Consider the following 18,453-nt stretch of genomic DNA (forward strand, 5'->3'; position numbering starts at 1 on the left):
GGCCGTCGGATGACGAGATCCCCGGGTCCATCCCCGTCGAACGGGACGGACCCGGGGATCTCGCGTTTCCGGATCACCGGGCACCGACGGCCCACGAAGATCGCGCGGGGCGCCTGGCGGCCGTCCGGTTCGGTGCTCCTTGCGGGGACATGTCGCCCCAACCCCGGCGACCACCCGCGACGGGTGAGCGGCCCGCGATCAGCTGTCAGGTGCGCGACCTCGGGTGGCGCCCCGCCCTTCCCGACGACCAGCAGGCCCACCGGCATCGGTACCGGGGGACAGCGCACCGGCACCGGGCGGAAAGCGGACGAGGCCCGGTCGATACCAGTCAGACTGGTATCGACCGGGCCTCGTCCCGTGCCCATGTCACCGTGCTGCCCCGTGCGGCCGGCGCGCTGCTGCGCGACCGGCCGCACGGCTACCCGGACGGATCAGAAGCCCGGGCCGTGCGAGTGGGAGTGCCCGTGCCCACCGTGCGAGTGGCCATGGCCGTCGCCGGCCTCGGCCTCGGCCGGCTTCTCCACCACCAGACCCTCGGTGGTGATCAGCAGTGCGGCGATCGAGGCCGCGTTCGCCACCGCGGAGCGGGTGACCTTCACCGGGTCGACCACACCGGCGGCCACCAGGTCGCCGTACTCGCCGGTCGCGGCGTTGAAACCGTGGCCGGTCACGCCCTCGCGCACCTTGGACACGATCACCGCGCCCTCCAGCCCGGCGTTGCGCGCGATCCAGGTCAGCGGCGCGTCGAGCGCGGCGCGCACGATCCGCACCCCGGACCGCTCGTCACCGGTACGGCCGAGGTCGCCGTCGAGGGCCGTGGCGGCGTGGACGAGGGCGCTGCCGCCGCCCGCCACGATGCCTTCCTCGACCGCGGCCCGGGTCGCCGAGACGGCGTCCTCGAGGCGGTGCTTCTTCTCCTTGAGCTCGACCTCGGTCGCGGCGCCGACGCGGATGACCGCGACACCACCGGCGAGCTTGGCCAGGCGCTCCTGGAGCTTCTCCCGGTCCCAGTCGGAATCCGAGAGCTCGATCTCCTGCTTGATCTGCCGCACCCGCTCGCTGACGGCGCCGGCCTCGCCACCGCCGTCGACGATGGTGGTGACGTCCTTGTCGACGACGATCCGCCGGGCGCGACCGAGCTCGGCCAGCGTGATCGAGTCGAGCTTGAGACCCACCTCGGCGGCGACGACCTGGCCACCGGTGAGGGCCGCGATGTCCTGCAGCATCGCCTTGCGACGGTCCCCGAAGCCGGGGGCCTTCACCGCGACGACCTGGAAGGTCTTGCGGACGGCGTTGACCACGAGAGTGGACAGCGCCTCGCCCTCGACGTCCTCGGCGATAATCAGCAGTGGCTTACGCTCCTGCACGACCTGCTCGAGGATCGGGAGGATCTCGGTGAGTGCGCCGATCTTGCCGGGGTACAGCAGCACATAGGCGTCCTCGAGGACAGCCTCCATGCTCTCGGCGTCGGTCACGAAGTACGGCGAGATGTAGCCCTTGTCGAACTGCATGCCCTCGGTGAGCTCGAGGTCCAGACCCATGGTCTGGCTCTCCTCGACAGTGATCACACCGTCCTTGCCGATCTTGTCCATCGCCTCGGCGATGAGCTCACCGACCTGGCTGTCCTGCGCCGAGATGGCCGCGACCTGGGCGATCGTTTCCTTCTTGTCGACCTCGATCGCCGCTTCCAGCAGCGCCGACGACACGGCCTGGACAGCCGCCTCGATACCGGCCTTGAGCGAGAGCGGGGAAGCGCCCGCCGTCACCTGCTTGAGGCCCTGGCGGACCATCTCCTGGGCCAGCACCGTCGCCGTCGTCGTGCCGTCGCCGGCGACGTCGTTGGTCTTGGTGGCGACCTCCTTGGCCAGCTGCGCCCCCAGGTTCTGGTAGGGGTCGTCCAGCTCGACCTCACGCGCGATCGTCACACCATCGTTGGTGATGGTCGGCGCGCCGTACGACTTGCTGATGACGACATTGCGACCGCGGGGGCCGATCGTCACCTTGACCGCGTCAGCGAGGGCGTTGACGCCCCGCTCGAGCGAGCGGCGAGCATCCTCGTTGAACGTCAGAATCTTCGGCATACCTGTTGTGTCCCTCCGACACCGCTACCTGGCGGAACAAACAGGAAGGGCGCGCCCCGCCGTGGTACCCGGTGGAGACCGGGGACCACCGGTGGGACACGCCCCGCCTGTTACTTGCCGGCGTCCGGCTACTTCTCGATGATCGCGAGAACGTCCCGAGCGGAGAGCACCAGGTACTCCTCGCCCGCGTACTTGACCTCGGTGCCGCCGTACTTGCTGTAAAGCACGACGTCGCCGACCTTGACGTCGAGCGGGACGCGCTTGCCGTCCTCGAAACGACCCGGGCCGACGGCGAGGACGGTGCCCTCCTGCGGCTTCTCCTTCGCCGTGTCCGGGATCACGATGCCGGACGCGGTGGTCGTCTCGGCGTCCGAGGGCTGGACCACGATCCGGTCCTCGAGCGGCTTGATTGCAACCTTGGTGGCGGTGGTCGTCACGATCGACCTCCCCCTTCCTTCGCTGGATGAGAGAGCGACCCTGGCGGCCTGCCGTCGCGGGTGAACAGGCGCCTGTCGCTGGCACTCGCGAGTGCCGAGTGCCAACCTAGCACCCGCACCACGGACGTCAACCAAGACGGTCGGATCTGTCAAGACCGGCATCGGCTCGCTCGAACTGCCATGCGTGCGCAGACCCCGCCGTGAGCTCGTCTGGCGGTGCCGGCAGCGGCTGTCCCGCGGCACCGGAAGGCTCCTCGACACCACCACCGACGTGCAGGAGGACCACGACCAGACCCGCCGACTCGCCTCGCCCGAGGTAGATCTCGGCGACCCGGCCCGCCACCACGGAACGGACCCAGCGCTCCAGCTCACCGACCCGCCCCGGTGCCGCCCGGGCCTCCCACATCCAGGTGGTCATCAAAGCGACCGCCCGCCGGGATCAGCCGCGCGGCGCGGCGCGCCCACGGCCCCGGGCGCGCCGCGCGGCGCCACCACTGGCGCCATCCCGAGCACCGGCGCCATCCCGAGCACCGGCGCCATCCCCGGCACCGGCGCCATCCCCGGCACCGGCGTCGGCACGGGCGTCGGCACGGGCCACGCCCGGCCGACCGGTGCCGCCGGCCGGCGGCACCTCCGGGCTCAGCGTCGCCTCGACGGCCACGCACGCCGCGGCGCCCTTCGTCGGATCCATCGCGACCAGATGTTCCGAGACGACACGCGCGAGCGCTGTGAAGGTCTCCCGATCCGCGGGCGGCAGCGGTGCCAGCACATGGTCGTCGACGGCCCGCAGCGCGGACCGCGCCCGCTCGTGCGCCCGCACCCCGCGCTCCGTGGCGATGATCATTCGGGCCCGCCGGTCGGTCGGGGCGGGGCGCCGCTCGACGAGACCAGCCTGCTCCATCTCGTCGACGAGCCGGACCATGACCGTACGGTCGATGTTGAACCGGCGGGCGACCTCGATCTGGTTGTGCGCAGCGCCCTCGACCGCCGCACCGAGAACGTAGAAGCCCTTCAGCCCACCTGGAAGCCCGCTCATCGCGGCGAGCGACGCGGCCAGGTAGCCGTGGTGAATCTGGCCGACGATCCAACCCAGGTCGGCCCGGACATGGTCGGGCAGGTCGAGATCCGCGCCGGCGGCGGCGCACGCGGCGTCGACAGCCGGCTCGCAGGCGGAACCGGAGCCGGAGCCGGGCTCACGGGCGGAACCGGGCTCACGGGCGGAACCGGGATCGCAGGCGGCAGGCACAACAAGCCCACAGGAGTCGTCGTCACCAGCCGGGCGCGCGCCGACCGGCGCGGCGGCCCGCGACGGCAGCGCCGAGATCTCTCCCAACGACCCCTCCACGCTCACACAGTACCCCGATCACCTCGGAATCCGATCATCGAAACAAGTCTTCCCCGCAGATAGGTGTTGACACAGATTATCTTCGAGGTCGACTATCTGCTTGACCACGAAATCAGACCGCGGGCCAGGCCACCCAGCCGCCAGCCCACGGATCAAGGAGAGCCGCGATGTCCCACCTGCTGCACGTCGACTCCAGCTTCGCGCCCGAAGGATCGGTCTCCCGCGGGATCGCCGCGGCGTACGTCGAGGCGTGGCGCGGCCGCAACCCGCAGGGAACCGTCACCCACCGGGACCTGGCTGCCACCCCGCCCCCGCACCTGAGCTGGACGCTGGTCTCAAGCGGCTTCGCCGACCCCGAGCAGCTCACCTCCGAGCAGGCGGAGGCGGTGCGGATCCGCGAGGAGTACCTCGCCGAGGTCGAGAAGGCGGACGAGTACGTGATCAGTGTGCCGATGTACAACTACTCGTACCCGTCGACGATCAAGGCGTGGCTGGACCAGATCATCGTCATGGGACGGACGGCGGGCGGCGCGGCCGGCGATGGTGTGCTGGCCGGCCGCAAGGTCACGGTCGTGACGGCCCAGGGCGGCTCGTACGCCCCCGGCACCCCCAAGGAGGGCTGGGACCACCAGGTCCCCTACCTGCGCCACGCCTTCGAGGTGCTCGGAGCGGACGACATCGAGTTCGTCACCGTCGTGATGACCCTGTCGACGGTGAACCCCGCGCTCGCCCAGTTCAAGGACGTCTTCCAGGCCTCCCTCGAGGCTGCGGAGCTGTCCGTCCGGGAACGCGCGGCGGCCTGACGGCGCCGCGGCCGAGGGCACCGGACCGAGGGTCCGGGACCGAGGTCTCGCGGCCGCGGAGGTCTCGCGGCGGAGGGTCTACAGCGGCAGTGTGGAGGTCGCCGGCAGGTCCCACGGGGACGGTGCCACCCCAGCCTCCACGCGCAGCGAGCCGAGGGCGGCCACCATGGCTCCGTTGTCGGTGCACAGCCCCGGCCGCGGCACCCTCAGCTGGATGCCGGCCGCCTCACACCGGAGCGCGGCCAGTGCCCGCAGTCTGCTGTTCGCCGCGACCCCACCGCCGATCACCAGGGTGTCGACTCCCTGCGCCCGGCACGCCGCGACCGCCTTCGCGGTCAGGACGTCCGCGACCGCCTCCTGGAAGGACGCGGCAACGTCCGCCACGGGCACCGGCTCACCGGAGCACTGCCGTGCCTCCACCCAGCGGGCCACCGCGGTCTTGAGGCCGGAGAAGGAGAAGTCGAAGGTTCCGTCCCCTGCCTTGGCGCGGGGGAACGCGATGTCCGCCCGCCCATGGCGGGCCGCCGCGTCGATCGGCGGACCGCCCGGGAAGGGCATCCCGAGCAGGCGCGCGACCTTGTCGTAGGCCTCGCCCGCGGCGTCGTCCACGGTGGCCCCCAGCGGGACCACCGGCTCGGTCGCCAGATCGGGCACCAGCAGCAGCGAGCTGTGCCCCCCGGAGACCAGCAGCGCCACCGAGGGGCGTGGCAGCGGCCCGTGCTCCAGGGTGTCCACGGCGACGTGCGCGGCCAGGTGATGAACGCCGTGCAGCGGAACGCCGAGCGCGAGGGCGTAGGCCTTCGCCGCCGCGACGCCCACCAGCAGGGCGCCGGCGAGACCGGGGCCCGCTGTCACCGCCACCGCGTCCACGTCGCGGTGCCGCAGGCCCGCGCGGTCCAGCGCACGCTCGATGGTGGGGACCATCGCTTCCAGATGCGCGCGGGCCGCGATCTCGGGGACGACACCGCCGTAGCGGGCGTGCTCGTCGACGGACGACGCGAGCGCGTCGGCGATCAGCGTGCCACCGCGGACCAGGCCGACGCCGGTCTCGTCACAGGACGTCTCGATCCCGAGCACCAGGGGGCGGTCCGTCACGGTGCCACCTTCACGACGTCGCCCCCACGTTCCGTCCGCACGACGTTGCCTCCACGTCCCGCTCGCACGACGCGGCCCTCACGACATGCCCTCACGACGCGGCCCTCGCGTCCCGGTCGATCGCCGCCTCGGTCTGGTCGAGCATCGACCCGTATCCCACTGTGTCGATCGGCCGGGCCCGCATCACATAGGCGTCGCCGCCCGACGGCTGGTAGTACCCCCGGCGGACGCCGAGGTCGACGAAGCCGAGCCGGGCGTAGAGGGCCCGGGCCGGACGGTTGTCCGTCCGGACCTCCAGCCCGCAGCTGCGCGCGCCGCGACGGCGTGCCTCCCGCAGCTGCGCGATCATCAGCCGGCACCCGACGTGACGGCCCCGCATCGCCGGCACCACACCGATTGTCTGGATGTAGGACTCGTCCCCCTGCATCGCCAGCCCGGCGTAGCCGACGATCGAGCCGGCCGACATGGCGATCAGATAGTTTCTGCTGTCGCCCTGGGCCAGCTCGGACCAGAACAGCTCGGCCGACCACGGATCGAGGGCGAAGACCTGCCGCTCCAGCACCGCGACCCCGCCCAGATGCCACCAGCGCATGGGAACCAGCTCGACGCCGCCCACCGCCGGCCCCGAGGCCGGACCACCACCGGACACGTCAGCCCGCCACGGTGACGGTCTTGGGAGCGCGGGGTTCCGCGGCATCGGGCCGGCGCAGGTAGAGCGGCACCAGCGACGCTGGTGTACGACCACCGAGGATGTCCGCCGCCACGCAGCGCACGAGGACCGCCGGCGCCGGCGAACCAGGCACGGGCGGCCCATCCGCCCCGCCCGCGCTGTGGCCGAACTCCGCGAAGGCCTCGGGGTAGAGGGCGACGCCTGGGCCGGTCACCTGCGTGGCACCGGACGCTCGCAGCTGCGCCGCGACCGCGGCCGGGGCACCGACACCGGGCTCACCGACACGCGTCCCGTCCTGGTAGCGGGCCCAGAAGACCTCGCGGCGGCGGGCGTCCGTGATGACACCGACCGGGCCGTTGGTGACGGCGCCGATCCCGTCCAGGGAACAGACGCCGTGTACCGGGATGCCGAGCGCGGCGCCGAACGCGGCCCCCGTCACCATGCCGACCCGAAGGCTGGTGAAAGGCCCGGGGCCGGCGCCGACGACGACAGCGGCCAGGTCCGGTGGCCGGATGCCGGCCCCGGCCAGCGCCTCGGCGACCAGGGGCGCGAGCAGTTCGCCGTGGCGGCGGGCGTCCCACACTGCCCGCTCGAACAGTGCCCGCCCCTCGAACGGTGCCCGGCCCGCCGCGGCCTGGTCCTCCGGCGCCCGCTCCTGCGACGCCCTGGCATGCGACGCCTGGCTCGCCTGCCACCGAGAGTCGACGGGCAGCACACCCAGTTCGACCAGCGCGACCGCACACGCCGGGGTCGAGGTGTCAAGCGCCAGGACAAGCACCCGTCCAGCCTACGGATCCGCCGCACGGCGCCCGTGGGCGGCACGCCAGCCCGTCCTCACGCCGGGACGCCACCCGCCCCCCGGGCCGTCGCTCCGTAGACGAACCATCAGCACCGTGGATGGAGCGCCCGCGCCGGTGCCGCCATCAGAGGCGAACAGCGGAATGCGCCGGCCGGGGCGGCCCGCAAGCTTTCCGACGGCCCGTCCACGAACCAGGCCGAATTCCCGCGGAAGGCTCCCGGAAGGAATACCTGCAGTATGACCGGATGGAATAACAACGCGAATGCGAAAAGGGTGCGCCAGAACGATCGCCCGCCACCGCGCCGGATGTGAACACCGCGCAACACGAGGCGGCGCCGGGGCTGTCCGCGGGCAGCCCCGGCGCCGCCGGGAAATCACAACAGATGCACCGTGATCAGGATGGCTCACCGGGCACAGGACGCCCCCGGGGAACACAACCCGGGCCGGCGCCGGGAGTCGGCGGCCAAGCCGTTCGCGCCGGTGCGACGCGGTGCGCTAGTGGGTACGCCGGCCCACCGCACCGGAGGGGCGGTGGCGCAGACGTGGGTCAGCACTGATCGCCGGCAGACCTGCACGGCCGTGGACCACCGCGCTGGCGCTCCCCGTGGTCCGCGTCGGCCGGGGACCCCGAGGCGGCAACGGCAGGCCCGCCGGAGCACCAGCGGGTGCGGGAGCTGCGGGAACGGGCGGGAACGGGGTCGCCGCGGAGGTCATCGCACCCCCGGCGAGCGGGGGGAACCCCGCACGCATCGGAGACCAGCCGGTGAAGCCGAGCATCCGCAACGCCGAGGCGGTGAGCTTCTGCGCCGCCTGTTCGGCCGACCAGCCCAGGGTGTCCAGCAGGTCGACGATCACGCGCTCGTCGAAGACCGACGCCCACAGCAGCACCGCGTAGTCGGGCTCCTGCGGAGGCAGCACACCCCCCTCCACCAGGCCCAGAACGACCGGCGACAGCACCTCGTGCAGCCGGGAGACCAGGTCGTCCTGGCCGCGCAGCCGGGCGAGGTAACCCTGCGCGGACCGTACGTGGACCGCCGCGCGGCCCCAGCGGGCCACCGAGCGGACCCACACCTCGCAGACCACCTCGAAGTTGCCCAGGTGGTCGTCGCCGGTGGCCAGCGCCCGGATGTCAGTCACCAGCCCGTCGATGAGCTGAAGGTAGTAGCCGTCGAGTGCGTCGTGGACGTCGACGAAGTGCCGATAGGCGGTCGCCGTGGAGACGCCGGCCTCGGCGGCGAGGTCCACCAGGCTGAACCGGCGCCCGTTGCGGGCGAGGAGCCGCCCGACGGCGTCGAGCAGGTCCCGCCGGCTGGCAAGGAAGTCACTACGTGTCCGGCGGGACCGGGTCGAGCGCTCTACCGGAGCGTCTACAAGGTCGACAGCGGTGCTGCTGCGCACGCGCTCCCCTCTCCCGGCCCCAAAGGCCATACGGTTCTCCGCGGCCATGACGCGACTGGGCCGTCGCATGCATGAACTTCGCGCCTACGCCGCCAATATAGCGGAACAACTCATCAACTACGGAACGTTGACTATTTGTCCTCAAGGGCGGCTTGGCATGGCACGCCACCCCGCGACGCGGTATGGGCGGACGCCGGGACAGCGCATTAACAGGGGGACATCTCAGCTTAACATGATCTAGGAGGCCCCCAGCACCGTGTCGCGGTTCACTTCCCGCGCACCGACCCTTTCCAGGCCTCGTGACCAATTAACCGCCATCGGCAGTCCAATGTTCCTGGAATCACTTTCTCGATTACCCGAACATGCCCACCCGAAAAGGTGCTAGGCCGGCCACGCCGCAACCCGGCGGTACCGGTCCGCGCTGGTCCGCGCCGGCCGGACGTCCGGCCGGCGTTGGGCTCCCCCGCAGGTCGGCCCGGCCGCGCTCCATGCCGCCGGGCCCGCAGGACGGCCCGGCATGGAGCGGATCGAGGGCTCCGGCGACCCGGCACGTCCGGATCACCGGCGTGGAGCTGCTGGCGACGGACCGCCCGGCCTGGCAGCGGGCCAGGTCCGGCAGCGCGAGCCGGGCCGGGCGGAACACGTCGACGGATTGACCCGCCGGGCCTGGCGTCCACACGCCGCGCGGGGCGGGCAGCCGGGCGTCCCGCCGGCTACAGAAAGCCTGTTCAGGGGCACCACGCGGCTAGCGCTCCCGCGGGCCCCCGGTATCAGGATGGGGTGGGCGTACCGTGCCGGTCAGCTCGCCGGCAGGTCGGCCGCGGCCAGTCGCTCCGCCCAGTCCGCCCCGACCGGATGGAGGAGGACACGCCGCACCTCACCCTCCTCGTCTCCTGCCGGACGGCGGATCTCCACCCGCAGATGGGCACCCGCCAGCTGCTCCACCAACCCCGCGCCCCACTCCACGACGCATACGGACCGGTCGACGTCGGCGTCGAGATCGAGGTCGTCGACCTCCGCCACCCCACCGAGACGGTAGGCGTCCACATGGACCAGTGGCAGGCGGCCGTCGGTATGGACACGAGCGAGGACGAACGTCGGTGACGTGACCGCCCCGCCTATCCCCAGGCCGCGTGCCAGCCCCTGGACGAAGACGGTCTTTCCCGCTCCCAGCGGCCCACCGAGGACGATCAGATCCCCGGCTCGCAGTACCGGCGCAAGTCGCGCGCCGATCGCGCGCATCTGCCCCGGATCCTCGGCCTCGATCTCCGCGACGGCGGGCATGGTCATCCGTTCGTGTCCGCCCGGTTCATGACGGGGCCGACTGGGCCGACGAGGTGGGCTGGGTTGGCTGGGTGGCCGAAGGGGCGGCGATACGACGCGGCCCGGCGCTGCCGCTCCGGCGCCCGCGGGGCCTGGCACGCGCAACGAGGTCGCGGATCGCGGCGTTCGTCGCAGCCGGACGCTCGAGCATGACCGCGTGGCCGGCTCCGGCCTCGACCCGCAGCTCGGCGTCGGGCAGGAGCTCGGCGAGCTCGCGGCTGTGCTCGATCGGCGTCATGAGGTCACCGTCGCCGACGAGGATCATCGTCGGAACGTCCCGCAGGCCGGCCACGGCGCTCACCTTGTCATGGTCGAGCAGCGTCGACATGAACGCGGCCATCACCGGGATCGGCGTGTCCCCCACCATGGTCTCCAGAAAGGAGACCACGGACGGTGGCACATCGCTCCCTCCGAAGGCGATCCGCCGGGTGATCTCCCAGGAGAAGTCGCTGCCGCGGCGGCGGGCCCGCTCGAACAGTGACGGCGCACGCTGCATCCCGACCGTCAGGGTCGGCAGGACCCGGCGCACCCCACTCGTGATCACCGCCGGCAGGCCCAGAGTCAACCGGGCCAGGTCCCCCGCACTGGTCGACAGGAGCACCACACCGGCGACCCTGTCCCGGAACAGCTCCGGGTGGGTCCCCGCCAGGGCGATGATCGTCATGCCGCCCATCGAGTGGCCGACCAGCACGATCGGCCCCTCGGGAACCCGCTCGGCCAGCACCTGGTGGAGGTCGGCGGCAAGCTGGTCGATCGTGCAGTTCCCCGCCTCGGAGGGGCCGGAGCGCCCGTGCGCCCGCTGGTCGTAGAAGACCATCGGCCCCAGATCCCGCAGGGCGCGGTACTGGAACACCCACGAGTCGCCGTTGACGCAGAAGCCGTGCACGAAGACCAGAGTCGGAGTGGCCGCGCCGTCGCCGGCAGCGGTGCCCGGTGCCGGGCCGGGCTCCTGCGCGGTCTCCTCCACGTACAGCGGGACCGCGTCCGCCGTGGTGACGACCGTCGAGACACGCCCGCCGATCGGGCCGACGCCCTCCTCAGCCGGCAGATCAGGCAGGTCGCGGTGGCGCCGCACGACGCGGCGTTCGGCGATCAGGCCCGCGGCGACGACCGCCCCGACCAGGCCGACGGTGCCGCCACGCCGGGCTGCCTGCGAGCCCACCACCGTGCCGGCAGCCCGGGCGACGGCGCGAGCAGCGCCACCCACGGATGGAGCACCCGCCATCGCCAGCCACCTCTTCCTGCCGAGCGTTCCTGTTCCTGCCGAGCGGCCAATCCAGTCCCCACCGATCCCCACCGAGATGACGGTGGGCACCGAAAGGACAACGGTCGCCAAAAGGCGCGCGACATACCGATAATGCCCGATGGTGCCACCGTGGCGGGCAGGACGCCCTCGGCGGCAGCCCGGTGACCGGCCCGTCCTCACCGCGGTGGGCCACGCCAGGGACCACTGACCACCGCAGGGACGGCCGGAGGGCACCCGTGGGCGCGGGCACAGGCGGATAACCGACAGGGGCTCCCGGAGATCCACCGGGACCCGGTCCGGATCCTCCGCTAGCGTTGAACGGGTCGAGCCGTGCGGTTGCGACAAGGGGAGGCGTCGTGAAACTGCGGTGGCGGAAGAGCAGGCCGGCCGTGTCGCCGGTCCACAGCGGCGCTGTCGATGTCGAGGACGACCTCGACGAGCTGGACCAGCTGGGCGGAGACCTCGGGATCACAGAACCGGCCGGGCAGGCGCCCGCGACCGGCGGGCCGGTCATGCTGACACTGACCACCCGCACCGAGCTGGAGAAGGCCGCCGAGCGCGCGGCGAACCCACAGCCGGTACGCCGCCGGATGGAGCGCGGCATGTTCGGCGGCGGCGCCGCCACCGGTCACTCCCACGGCGCTGAGGGCGACGGCGGCGGAGGCTGCGGCAGCGGAGGCTGCGGCTGCTGAACGGGTGGAAGGGCTGACCGGCTGACCGGTCAGCCGCTCCCCCGGGCCTTGGACGTGGCCGGGTCTCAGACGTAGACGCGCGGCACCCTGGCGCCGATGCGGGTGACGATCTCGTAGTTGATGGTGTCCAGTGCACGCGCCCAGTCGTCGGCGGTCGGCTCGCCGTGGTCGCCCGGGCCGAAGAGAACGACCTCGTCCCCGGCGGCGACCGGGTCGACGCCGACGTCCACGACGAACTGGTCCATGCACACCGTTCCGGCGATCCGACGGCGGCGCCCACCGAGCAGCACCTCGGCGGTGTTGGTCGCCGTGCGCGGGATGCCGTCCGCGTAGCCGAGCGGGATGACGGCGAGGTTGGTCTCGGCCCGCGTCGTGTACCGGTGCGCGTAGGAGACGCCGGTGCCTTCCGGAACCCGTTTCACCAGGGCCGTGCCGGCGCGCAGTGTCATCGCCGGGCGCAGGCCGAAGGCCGAGGGCGGGCCGACCTCGGGACCAGGCGACAGCCCGTACACCGACACCCCGGGCCGGACCATGTCGAAGTGAGCTTCCGGGCTGACCAGAGTCGCGGCCGAGTTCGCGAGGTGTCGCAGGCGTGGGGTCAGGCCGGCCTTGCGGGCGGCGTCCACCGCGTCACCGAACCGCCCGATCTGCGACTGGACGGTCGGGTGGCCCGGGCTGTCGGCGAAGGCGAAGTGGCTCCACACTCCGACGACCTCGAGCAGCCCCTCGGCTTCCAGCGCCGCCGCGGACTCGCACAGGTCCGGCCAGACCTCCCCGGTGGCGCCGGCTCGACCGAGACCAGTGTCGATCTTGAGGTGCACCCGGGCCGGCCGGCCGACCTGCCGCGCGGCCGCGGCGAGCTCATCGAGTGCCCAGCCCGCCGAGGCGGAGAGGTCGATGTCGGCCGCCACCCCGGCGGCCAGCCGCTCACCGGGCCCGGCCAGCCAGGAGAAGACCGGCGCGGTGATCCCGGCGGCGCGCAGGCTCAGTGCCTCCTCCAGGAAGGCGGTGCCCAGCCAGGTGGCGCCCGCCTCCAGCGCAGCCTGGGCGCAGGGCACCATGCCGTGCCCGTAGCCGTCAGCCTTGACCACGGCCATGGTGACGGCGTTGCGCGCCCGGGCCACCAGAGCCGCGACCGAGTCGCGCACAGCGTCCAGTTCGATGGCCGCGTAGGCGCGCGGCGGATGCGGCAGGCTCACCCCCTGACGCTAGCAAGCAGCTCCGCGATCACCTCCGGTAGCAACGCCGGCAGGTCTCCGGCGGCCAGCGGGCGCGGACCGCGCTCGGCCGCCGAGCCGTGCAGGAAGGCGCCTGCCGCGGCGGCGAGCTCCGGCGGCAGTCCCGCGGCGAGCAGCGACCCGGCCAGGCCGGTGAGGACGTCCCCGGTCCCGGCTGTGCCCAGCCAGGGCGTCCCGGTCAGGTTGACGAACGCCGCGCCGCCGGAGCCGGCGACGATGGTCCGGTTGCCCTTGAGCAGGATGGTCGCGCCCAGCTCCGCGGCCGCCTGGCGGACCGTGCCCAGGCGGTCCGTCGCGAGACGGGCCGGCAGGTCGGCGGCGTCCCAGCCCAGGGCCGTCGCGACAAGCCGGGCGAACTCGCCTTCGTGCGGGGTGAGGACGACCTCAAATCCGCTGCCCGGGCCGGCGCGGTCGTGCAGCAGGCGGGGCCGGGCGGCGATGAGTTCGGCCAGCGGCTGCAGCGCACCCGCGTCAGCGAGCAGGCCGGTGTCGGTCTGGTCGAGCAGGGCGGCGACGAGCCGCCCGGTCGCCTCGTCCGGGGGGAGCCCCGGTCCGATCGCCCATGCCTGCACGCGGCCGGCGGCCAGTGCAGCGTCGGCGTCGCCGGGCGCGATCACCGTCACCACGGTTTCGGGATGCGCCCGGCGGATGTGGGCGGCGGCCTGTTCCTCGGCGATGACCCGCAGGTAGCCTGCGCCACCCCGGAGAGCGCCACCGACGGCCAGCACGCCCGCGCCGGGGTAGCGGTCGCTCCCGCCGACGAGGCCGAGCACGCCCCGGGAGTACTTCGAGTCGGCGGCGGACGGCACCGGCAGAAGGCGGGCGACGTCCTCGCCGCCGAGAGCACGCAGGTCGGCGGTGGGCAGATCCAGCCCGATGCCGACCAGCTCGACCCGCCCCGTGTGGGTGGATCCGGGCCCGACCAGCAGGCCCCGCTTGTACGTGCCGAAGGTGACGGTGCTGCTGGCCCGCACCGCGCCGTCCGCCACCGCGCCGGTGTCGGCGTCGACGCCGCTGGGGACGTCGACGGCCACGGTGCGCGCTGGCGGTGCCAGCCGGGCCAGCAGTGCGTGTGGTTCCCGCAGCGGGCCTCGCCCGCCGATACCGAGCAGCCCGTCCAGGACGAGGTCGGCCGAATCCAGGAGGTCGGCGGACGCGTCGCCGCCCAGCCCCGGGCCCGTCCCCTGGGCTGGATCGCCCCGCTGGCCCGGTGCCGGGCCGGGGCCGGTGTGGTGCAGGCGTCCGCCGGCGGCGAGCAGGGCGGCTGTCGCCTCCGGATGGGTCCGCCCCGGCGCCAGGACGTGCACGGTGGCGCCGCGGGCGGCCAGCCGCGCACCGGCCCACAGCGCGTCCCCACCGTTGTCGCCCCCGCCGGCGAGGACGACCACGCGGGCTCCGTACACCCGGCCGAGGCGACCGACGGCATGGGTGACCAGCCCGGACACGGCACGCTGCATGAGCGCGCCCGGAGGCAGGGCCGCGAGCAGCGGCGCCTCGGCGGCCCGGACATCGGCCACGGTGTGAGCTTCGATCATGTCGCCATGCTCCCGGCTCGGCCGCCCGCGCGCCCGCGGCCACCCCGTGGCGCGCCCGGCGGGTTCGGGGCGGATCGGACCGCCAGATGAACCGCCGGTCAGACCGCCCCGTGCTGGCGGCCGTGCCAGGCGACGGTGGCCTCCCACAGAGCGTCGGCGACCGCCTCGCTCTCGTCGGCGGCGTCGAGCAGTGTCTCCACCAGCTCCGCGCGCGGGACGCGGCTCAGGAAGACCCTGATCGCCGCGTGCACGGGGTCGTCGGCGAAGAGGTCCTCAGTGCTGCCTTCCTCGTCGTCCTCCTCGTCGTCGGCCATGCCGGCCGAGCCGGTGGCAACCAGCGCCACCGCGACGGCGTGCCGGCAGAAGGCGCCGCCGACACTGTCCGTACAGGTACAGGTGGAACCTGGCCCCTCGTCGCCCGCCACGAGCCGGACCTGCTGGTGGCCGTCGTCGTCGACAGTTCCCGAAGCGTTGGTGGGACGGATCCGGAGCTGCTCCACCCGGCCGAGCAGCGCCAGGCTGACGCCCTCCATGAAGACGGCTGTGCCCGCCCGCTGTGCGCAGGCACGCTCCTCGAAGGCGGCCTCGAGCGGGGTGACCGCCTCGTCGCCGTGCCCGTCGCCCTCGGACGCCGAAATGATCATTCCTTAATCCTACGGAACCAGCGCGGGAGCGCGCTGGCTAGGGACCGAGTTGGACTAGCCGACCGCTCCATCGCGATATATCGTGAGCGTACGCAAAGCAACGCGAACCTTGATCCAAGGAGATCACCATGAGTTCACATGCCCTTCCTGACTGGGAGGCCCGCTGGGAGGGTTGGAGCAGGTTCTTCCCCTTCGACCCGTCCCGAGTGGTCGAGGCCGCCCGCCAGGCGGCGTTCGCCGAGGCCACCAGAGGTGCCGACCGCACCCGTGACCGCCACAGCCGGATGCACGGCGAGCACGGCCACGGCGAGCACGGGCAGCACGGCCACGGCGGGCCCGCGGGGCGCGGCGGAGGCCGGGGCGGCGGGCGCGGCAGCCGCCAGAACGTGCCGTTCGGGCCGGGAGGCTGGCCGTTCGGCCGCGGGTTTCCCTCGGGTCCGGGCTTCGGGCGCGGGGCGCGGGTCGCTCGCGGCGACGTCCGCGAGGCCCTGCTCGCCCTGCTCGCCGAGGAGCCCATGCACGGGTACCAGATGATCGGCGAGCTGGCCGCCCGCAGCGGCGGCACGTGGCGGCCGAGTCCCGGCTCCGTCTACCCGGTGCTGTCGATGCTGGCCGACGAAGGCCTCGTCCGGGCCGAGGAGCGGGACGGGCGGCGGGTCTTCCACCTCACCGAGGCGGGCCAGGCCCATGTCACCGCCCGGGCCGGCGCCGCGAAGCCGTGGGAGACCGCGGCGGCGAGCGCGGCCGACGACGGCACCGCCGCACTGCGCACCCTCGCGTTCGGAGTGGGTGCCGCCGTGATCCAGGTCGCCCAGGCCGGTGACACCGACCAGATCGCCGCGGCGCGCGAGCTGCTCGTCGAGGCCCGCCGGGGCCTGTACCGGATCCTCGCTGGCGACCTCGAGCCTTCCGCCGCGACACAGGAAGCCGCGGAAGGCGGCCACGACGAGGCCGGCCGGACGACTGGCGCCACGGGTGCCACGGGTGCCAACGGCGATGACGCGCGCGCCACCGGCGGCCCGGCGAAGGACCTCGGCTGAACCGACTCCGGCGCCACCGCCCGGTGACGCCGGACCCGACGGCCCGGAGCGGGGCACCCGCCGCCGCTCCGGGCCCTGCCGGAGCGGCGGGCTATTCGACCGTGACGGACTTGGCCAGGTTGCGGGGCTGGTCGACGTCCAGGCCGCGCGCCAGCGCCAGCTCGCAGGCGAACACCTGCAGCGGCAGCGTTGTGACCAGCGGCGCGAGCAGAGATGAGGTGGCCGGCACCCGGATCAGGTGATCGGCGTAGGGCTCGACCGCGGTGTCGCCCTCCTCCGCGATCACGATGGTGCGGGCGCCGCGAGCCCGTACCTCCTGGATGTTGGACACGATCTTGCCGTGCAGGTTCGCCCGCCCGCGTGGCGACGGGACGACCACCACCACGGGCAGGCCGGGCTCGATGAGCGCGATGGGTCCGTGCTTCAGCTCGCCGGCGGGGAAGCCCTCGGCGTGCATGTAGGCCAGTTCCTTCAGCTTCAGTGCGCCTTCCAGCGCCACCGGATAGCCGACATGCCGGCCGAGGAACAGCACCGCCTTCGCCCCCGCGAGGCTGCGGGCCAGCTCGCGCACCGGCTCGACCGTCCCGAGCGTGCGCCGCACCAGCTCCGGCATGCGCTGCAGCCTGTCCACGTAGGCCGCGACCTCGTCGCCGTACAGGACGCCGCGGGTCTGTGCCAGGAACAGGCCGACAAGCAGGCAGGCCGCGACCTGCCCGAGGAACGTCTTGGTCGCGGCGACGCCCACCTCGGGACCACAGCGGGTGTAGAGGACGGCATCCGACTCACGCGGGATCGTCGAGCCGTTGGTGTTGCAGATCGCCAGGACGCGCGCCTTCTGCTCCCGGGCGTGCTTGACCGCCATCAGGGTGTCGAGCGTCTCCCCGCTCTGACTGATCGCGACCACCAGCGTCGACCGGTCCAGCACCGGGTCGCGGTAGCGGAACTCCGAGGCCATCTCGACCTCGCAGGGCAGCCGCGTCCAGTGCTCGATGGCGTACTTGGCGATCAGGCCGGCGTGGTACGCCGTCCCGCAGGCCACGATGAAGACCTTGTCGATGTCACGGAAATCCTGGTCGGAGAGTCGCTCCTCGTCCAGGACGATGGAGCCCTCCGGCGAGAGCCGCCCGCGCAGCGTGTCGGCGAGCGCAGCCGGCTGCTCGCTGATCTCCTTCAGCATGAAGTAGGGGAAGCCGCCCTTCTCGGCGGCGCTCGCGTCCCAGTCCACGTGGTAGCGACGGCCCTCGATCGGGGTGCCGGCGAAGTCGTAGATGGTCACGCCGTCGCGGCGGGCCTCGACGACCTGGTCCTGCCCGATCTCCAGGGCCTCCCGCGTGTGCGCGATGAAGGCGGAGACGTCGCTGGCGAGGAACGCCTCGCCGGCTCCGAGGCCGACGACCAGCGGGCTGTTGCGCCGCGCGCCGACGACGACCTCAGGATGGTCCTGGTGCAGGACGACGAGGGTGAACGCGCCCTGGAGCCGACGGCAGACCGCGCGCAGAGCCTCGGTCAACGGATGCGGCCCGGTCGGCCCGGTATCGGCAGCACCGCCCGCGGCGCCGGAGCTGCCCGCCGTGCCGGCCGTGGCGGCGGCTGCGGCGACGGCGGCTGCCGCGGTGGTGGCTGAACCTCCGGTGCTGCCGGACGCAGCGCGGGACCGGGCGATCTCGATTTCCAGCAGGTGTGCGACGACCTCGGTGTCGGTCTCGCTGGTCAGTTCGTGGCCGCTGTTCTCCAGCTCCGTGCGCAGCTCGGCGAAGTTCTCGATGATCCCGTTGTGGATCACCGCGACCGTGCCGGTGCAGTCGGTGTGCGGATGGGCGTTCACGTCGGTGGGACCACCGTGCGTCGCCCACCGGGTGTGTCCCATGCCGGTCGTTCCCGGCATCGCGTCACTGCCCTCGTCGAGGACCTTCTCCAGGTTCGCCAGCCGCCCGGCGCGACGCTCGGTGCGTAGCACCCCGGCGCCGACGACGGCGACACCCGCAGAGTCGTAGCCGCGGTACTCCAACCGGCGCAGCCCGCTCAGCACGACCTCGAGGGCCGGCTGTGCACCGACGTACCCAATGATCCCGCACATGTTGCTCAGCGTACGCAGTCCGGTCCGGGT

General features: G+C 73.0%; 17 protein-coding genes. 3 read left to right on the forward strand and 14 right to left on the reverse strand.

Going from position 1 to position 18,453, the window contains the following annotated elements:
• Positions 1-431: 431 nt before the first annotated feature.
• From groL to AB1460_RS00160, 4 genes are all read right to left on the reverse strand, one after another.
• Positions 432-2,081, reverse strand: a complete 1,650-nt coding sequence (gene groL / locus AB1460_RS00145; RefSeq protein ID WP_368958481.1) for a chaperonin GroEL — start codon at positions 2,079-2,081, stop codon at positions 432-434.
• 128 nt (positions 2,082-2,209) lie between these two features.
• Positions 2,210-2,518, reverse strand: a complete 309-nt coding sequence (groES, locus tag AB1460_RS00150; protein ID WP_018638430.1) for a co-chaperone GroES — start codon at positions 2,516-2,518, stop codon at positions 2,210-2,212.
• A 127-nt stretch (positions 2,519-2,645) separates the two neighbouring features.
• Positions 2,646-2,936 carry a hypothetical protein gene (locus AB1460_RS00155; protein WP_368958482.1) on the reverse strand — a complete coding sequence of 97 codons (291 nt, stop codon included), beginning with the start codon at positions 2,934-2,936 and terminating at the stop codon, positions 2,646-2,648.
• 21 nt (positions 2,937-2,957) lie between these two features.
• A complete protein-coding gene (locus AB1460_RS00160; protein WP_368958483.1) occupies positions 2,958-3,869 on the reverse strand; it encodes a MarR family winged helix-turn-helix transcriptional regulator in 912 nt (303 codons plus the stop codon).
• A 161-nt stretch (positions 3,870-4,030) separates the two neighbouring features.
• On the opposite strand from AB1460_RS00160, the gene AB1460_RS00165 reads away from it, so the two are divergent.
• Positions 4,031-4,666, forward strand: a complete 636-nt coding sequence (locus tag AB1460_RS00165) for an FMN-dependent NADH-azoreductase (RefSeq protein ID WP_368958484.1) — start codon at positions 4,031-4,033, stop codon at positions 4,664-4,666.
• Between the two features lie 78 nt (positions 4,667-4,744).
• On the opposite strand, the gene tsaD is transcribed toward AB1460_RS00165, so the two are convergent.
• The 6 genes from tsaD to AB1460_RS00195 all read right to left on the reverse strand — a co-directional run bounded on the left by tsaD (position 4,745) and on the right by AB1460_RS00195 (position 11,176).
• A complete protein-coding gene (tsaD, locus tag AB1460_RS00170) occupies positions 4,745-5,761 on the reverse strand; it encodes a tRNA (adenosine(37)-N6)-threonylcarbamoyltransferase complex transferase subunit TsaD (RefSeq protein ID WP_368958485.1) in 1,017 nt (338 codons plus the stop codon).
• Positions 5,762-5,852: 91 nt separating this feature from the next.
• Entirely contained in the window at positions 5,853-6,353 is a 501-nt protein-coding gene (gene rimI, locus AB1460_RS00175) for a ribosomal protein S18-alanine N-acetyltransferase (protein WP_368958658.1), read from the reverse strand.
• A gap of 58 nt (positions 6,354-6,411) precedes the next feature.
• Positions 6,412-7,209, reverse strand: coding sequence for a tRNA (adenosine(37)-N6)-threonylcarbamoyltransferase complex dimerization subunit type 1 TsaB (gene tsaB / locus AB1460_RS00180; RefSeq protein WP_368958486.1), 798 nt, complete (start codon positions 7,207-7,209; stop codon positions 6,412-6,414).
• 516 nt (positions 7,210-7,725) lie between these two features.
• The gene (locus AB1460_RS00185; protein WP_368958487.1) at positions 7,726-8,628 is read right to left on the reverse strand and encodes a TetR/AcrR family transcriptional regulator; all 903 of its coding nucleotides are present in this window, start codon (positions 8,626-8,628) and stop codon (positions 7,726-7,728) included.
• Between the two features lie 798 nt (positions 8,629-9,426).
• The gene (gene tsaE / locus AB1460_RS00190; protein ID WP_368958488.1) at positions 9,427-9,918 is read right to left on the reverse strand and encodes a tRNA (adenosine(37)-N6)-threonylcarbamoyltransferase complex ATPase subunit type 1 TsaE; all 492 of its coding nucleotides are present in this window, start codon (positions 9,916-9,918) and stop codon (positions 9,427-9,429) included.
• Between the two features lie 19 nt (positions 9,919-9,937).
• Positions 9,938-11,176, reverse strand: coding sequence for an alpha/beta fold hydrolase (locus AB1460_RS00195; protein WP_368958489.1), 1,239 nt, complete (start codon positions 11,174-11,176; stop codon positions 9,938-9,940).
• A 377-nt stretch (positions 11,177-11,553) separates the two neighbouring features.
• Here AB1460_RS00195 and AB1460_RS00200 point away from each other — a divergent pair, with 377 nt between their 5' ends.
• A complete protein-coding gene (locus AB1460_RS00200; protein WP_420497145.1) occupies positions 11,554-11,889 on the forward strand; it encodes a hypothetical protein in 336 nt (111 codons plus the stop codon).
• Positions 11,890-11,954: 65 nt separating this feature from the next.
• On the opposite strand, the gene alr is transcribed toward AB1460_RS00200, so the two are convergent.
• The 3 genes from alr to AB1460_RS00215 all read right to left on the reverse strand — a co-directional run bounded on the left by alr (position 11,955) and on the right by AB1460_RS00215 (position 15,306).
• Positions 11,955-13,088 (reverse strand): alanine racemase, encoded by a 1,134-nt coding sequence (gene alr, locus AB1460_RS00205; protein ID WP_368958491.1) that lies wholly within the window; start codon positions 13,086-13,088, stop codon positions 11,955-11,957.
• On the reverse strand, positions 13,085-14,662 hold the full coding sequence (locus tag AB1460_RS00210; RefSeq protein WP_368958492.1) for an NAD(P)H-hydrate dehydratase: 1,578 nt from the start codon (positions 14,660-14,662) through the stop codon (positions 13,085-13,087). Before AB1460_RS00210 ends, alr begins: the two co-directional genes overlap by 4 nt.
• Positions 14,663-14,760: 98 nt before the next feature.
• The gene (locus AB1460_RS00215) at positions 14,761-15,306 is read right to left on the reverse strand and encodes an SWIM zinc finger family protein (protein ID WP_368958493.1); all 546 of its coding nucleotides are present in this window, start codon (positions 15,304-15,306) and stop codon (positions 14,761-14,763) included.
• Between the two features lie 128 nt (positions 15,307-15,434).
• On the opposite strand from AB1460_RS00215, the gene AB1460_RS00220 reads away from it, so the two are divergent.
• Positions 15,435-16,346 carry a PadR family transcriptional regulator gene (locus AB1460_RS00220; protein ID WP_368958494.1) on the forward strand — a complete coding sequence of 304 codons (912 nt, stop codon included), beginning with the start codon at positions 15,435-15,437 and terminating at the stop codon, positions 16,344-16,346.
• 91 nt (positions 16,347-16,437) lie between these two features.
• Here AB1460_RS00220 and glmS read toward each other — a convergent pair whose 3' ends face one another.
• Positions 16,438-18,423 (reverse strand): glutamine--fructose-6-phosphate transaminase (isomerizing), encoded by a 1,986-nt coding sequence (gene glmS, locus AB1460_RS00225; protein ID WP_368958495.1) that lies wholly within the window; start codon positions 18,421-18,423, stop codon positions 16,438-16,440.
• Positions 18,424-18,453: the final 30 nt, after the last annotated feature.

The sequence above is a fragment of the Parafrankia sp. FMc2 genome (assembly GCF_041008525.1).
In the GTDB taxonomy this organism is placed as follows: domain Bacteria; phylum Actinomycetota; class Actinomycetes; order Frankiales; family Frankiaceae; genus Parafrankia.

What these genes read in the sequence shown, in the direction of transcription:
- AB1460_RS00215 (WP_368958493.1), bottom strand. Translation starts at nt 15,306, where the DNA reads ATGATCATTTCGGCGTCCGAGGGCGACGGGCACGGCGACGAGGCGGTC.
- AB1460_RS00155 (WP_368958482.1), bottom strand. Translation starts at nt 2,936, where the DNA reads ATGACCACCTGGATGTGGGAGGCCCGGGCGGCACCGGGGCGGGTCGGT.
- AB1460_RS00210 (WP_368958492.1), bottom strand. Translation starts at nt 14,662, where the DNA reads ATGATCGAAGCTCACACCGTGGCCGATGTCCGGGCCGCCGAGGCGCCG.
- groL (WP_368958481.1), bottom strand. Translation starts at nt 2,081, where the DNA reads ATGCCGAAGATTCTGACGTTCAACGAGGATGCTCGCCGCTCGCTCGAG.
- tsaE (WP_368958488.1), bottom strand. Translation starts at nt 9,918, where the DNA reads ATGACCATGCCCGCCGTCGCGGAGATCGAGGCCGAGGATCCGGGGCAG.
- glmS (WP_368958495.1), bottom strand. Translation starts at nt 18,423, where the DNA reads ATGTGCGGGATCATTGGGTACGTCGGTGCACAGCCGGCCCTCGAGGTC.
- AB1460_RS00220 (WP_368958494.1), top strand. Translation starts at nt 15,435, where the DNA reads ATGAGTTCACATGCCCTTCCTGACTGGGAGGCCCGCTGGGAGGGTTGG.
- rimI (WP_368958658.1), bottom strand. Translation starts at nt 6,353, where the DNA reads ATGCGCTGGTGGCATCTGGGCGGGGTCGCGGTGCTGGAGCGGCAGGTC.
- AB1460_RS00195 (WP_368958489.1), bottom strand. Translation starts at nt 11,176, where the DNA reads ATGGCGGGTGCTCCATCCGTGGGTGGCGCTGCTCGCGCCGTCGCCCGG.
- AB1460_RS00165 (WP_368958484.1), top strand. Translation starts at nt 4,031, where the DNA reads ATGTCCCACCTGCTGCACGTCGACTCCAGCTTCGCGCCCGAAGGATCG.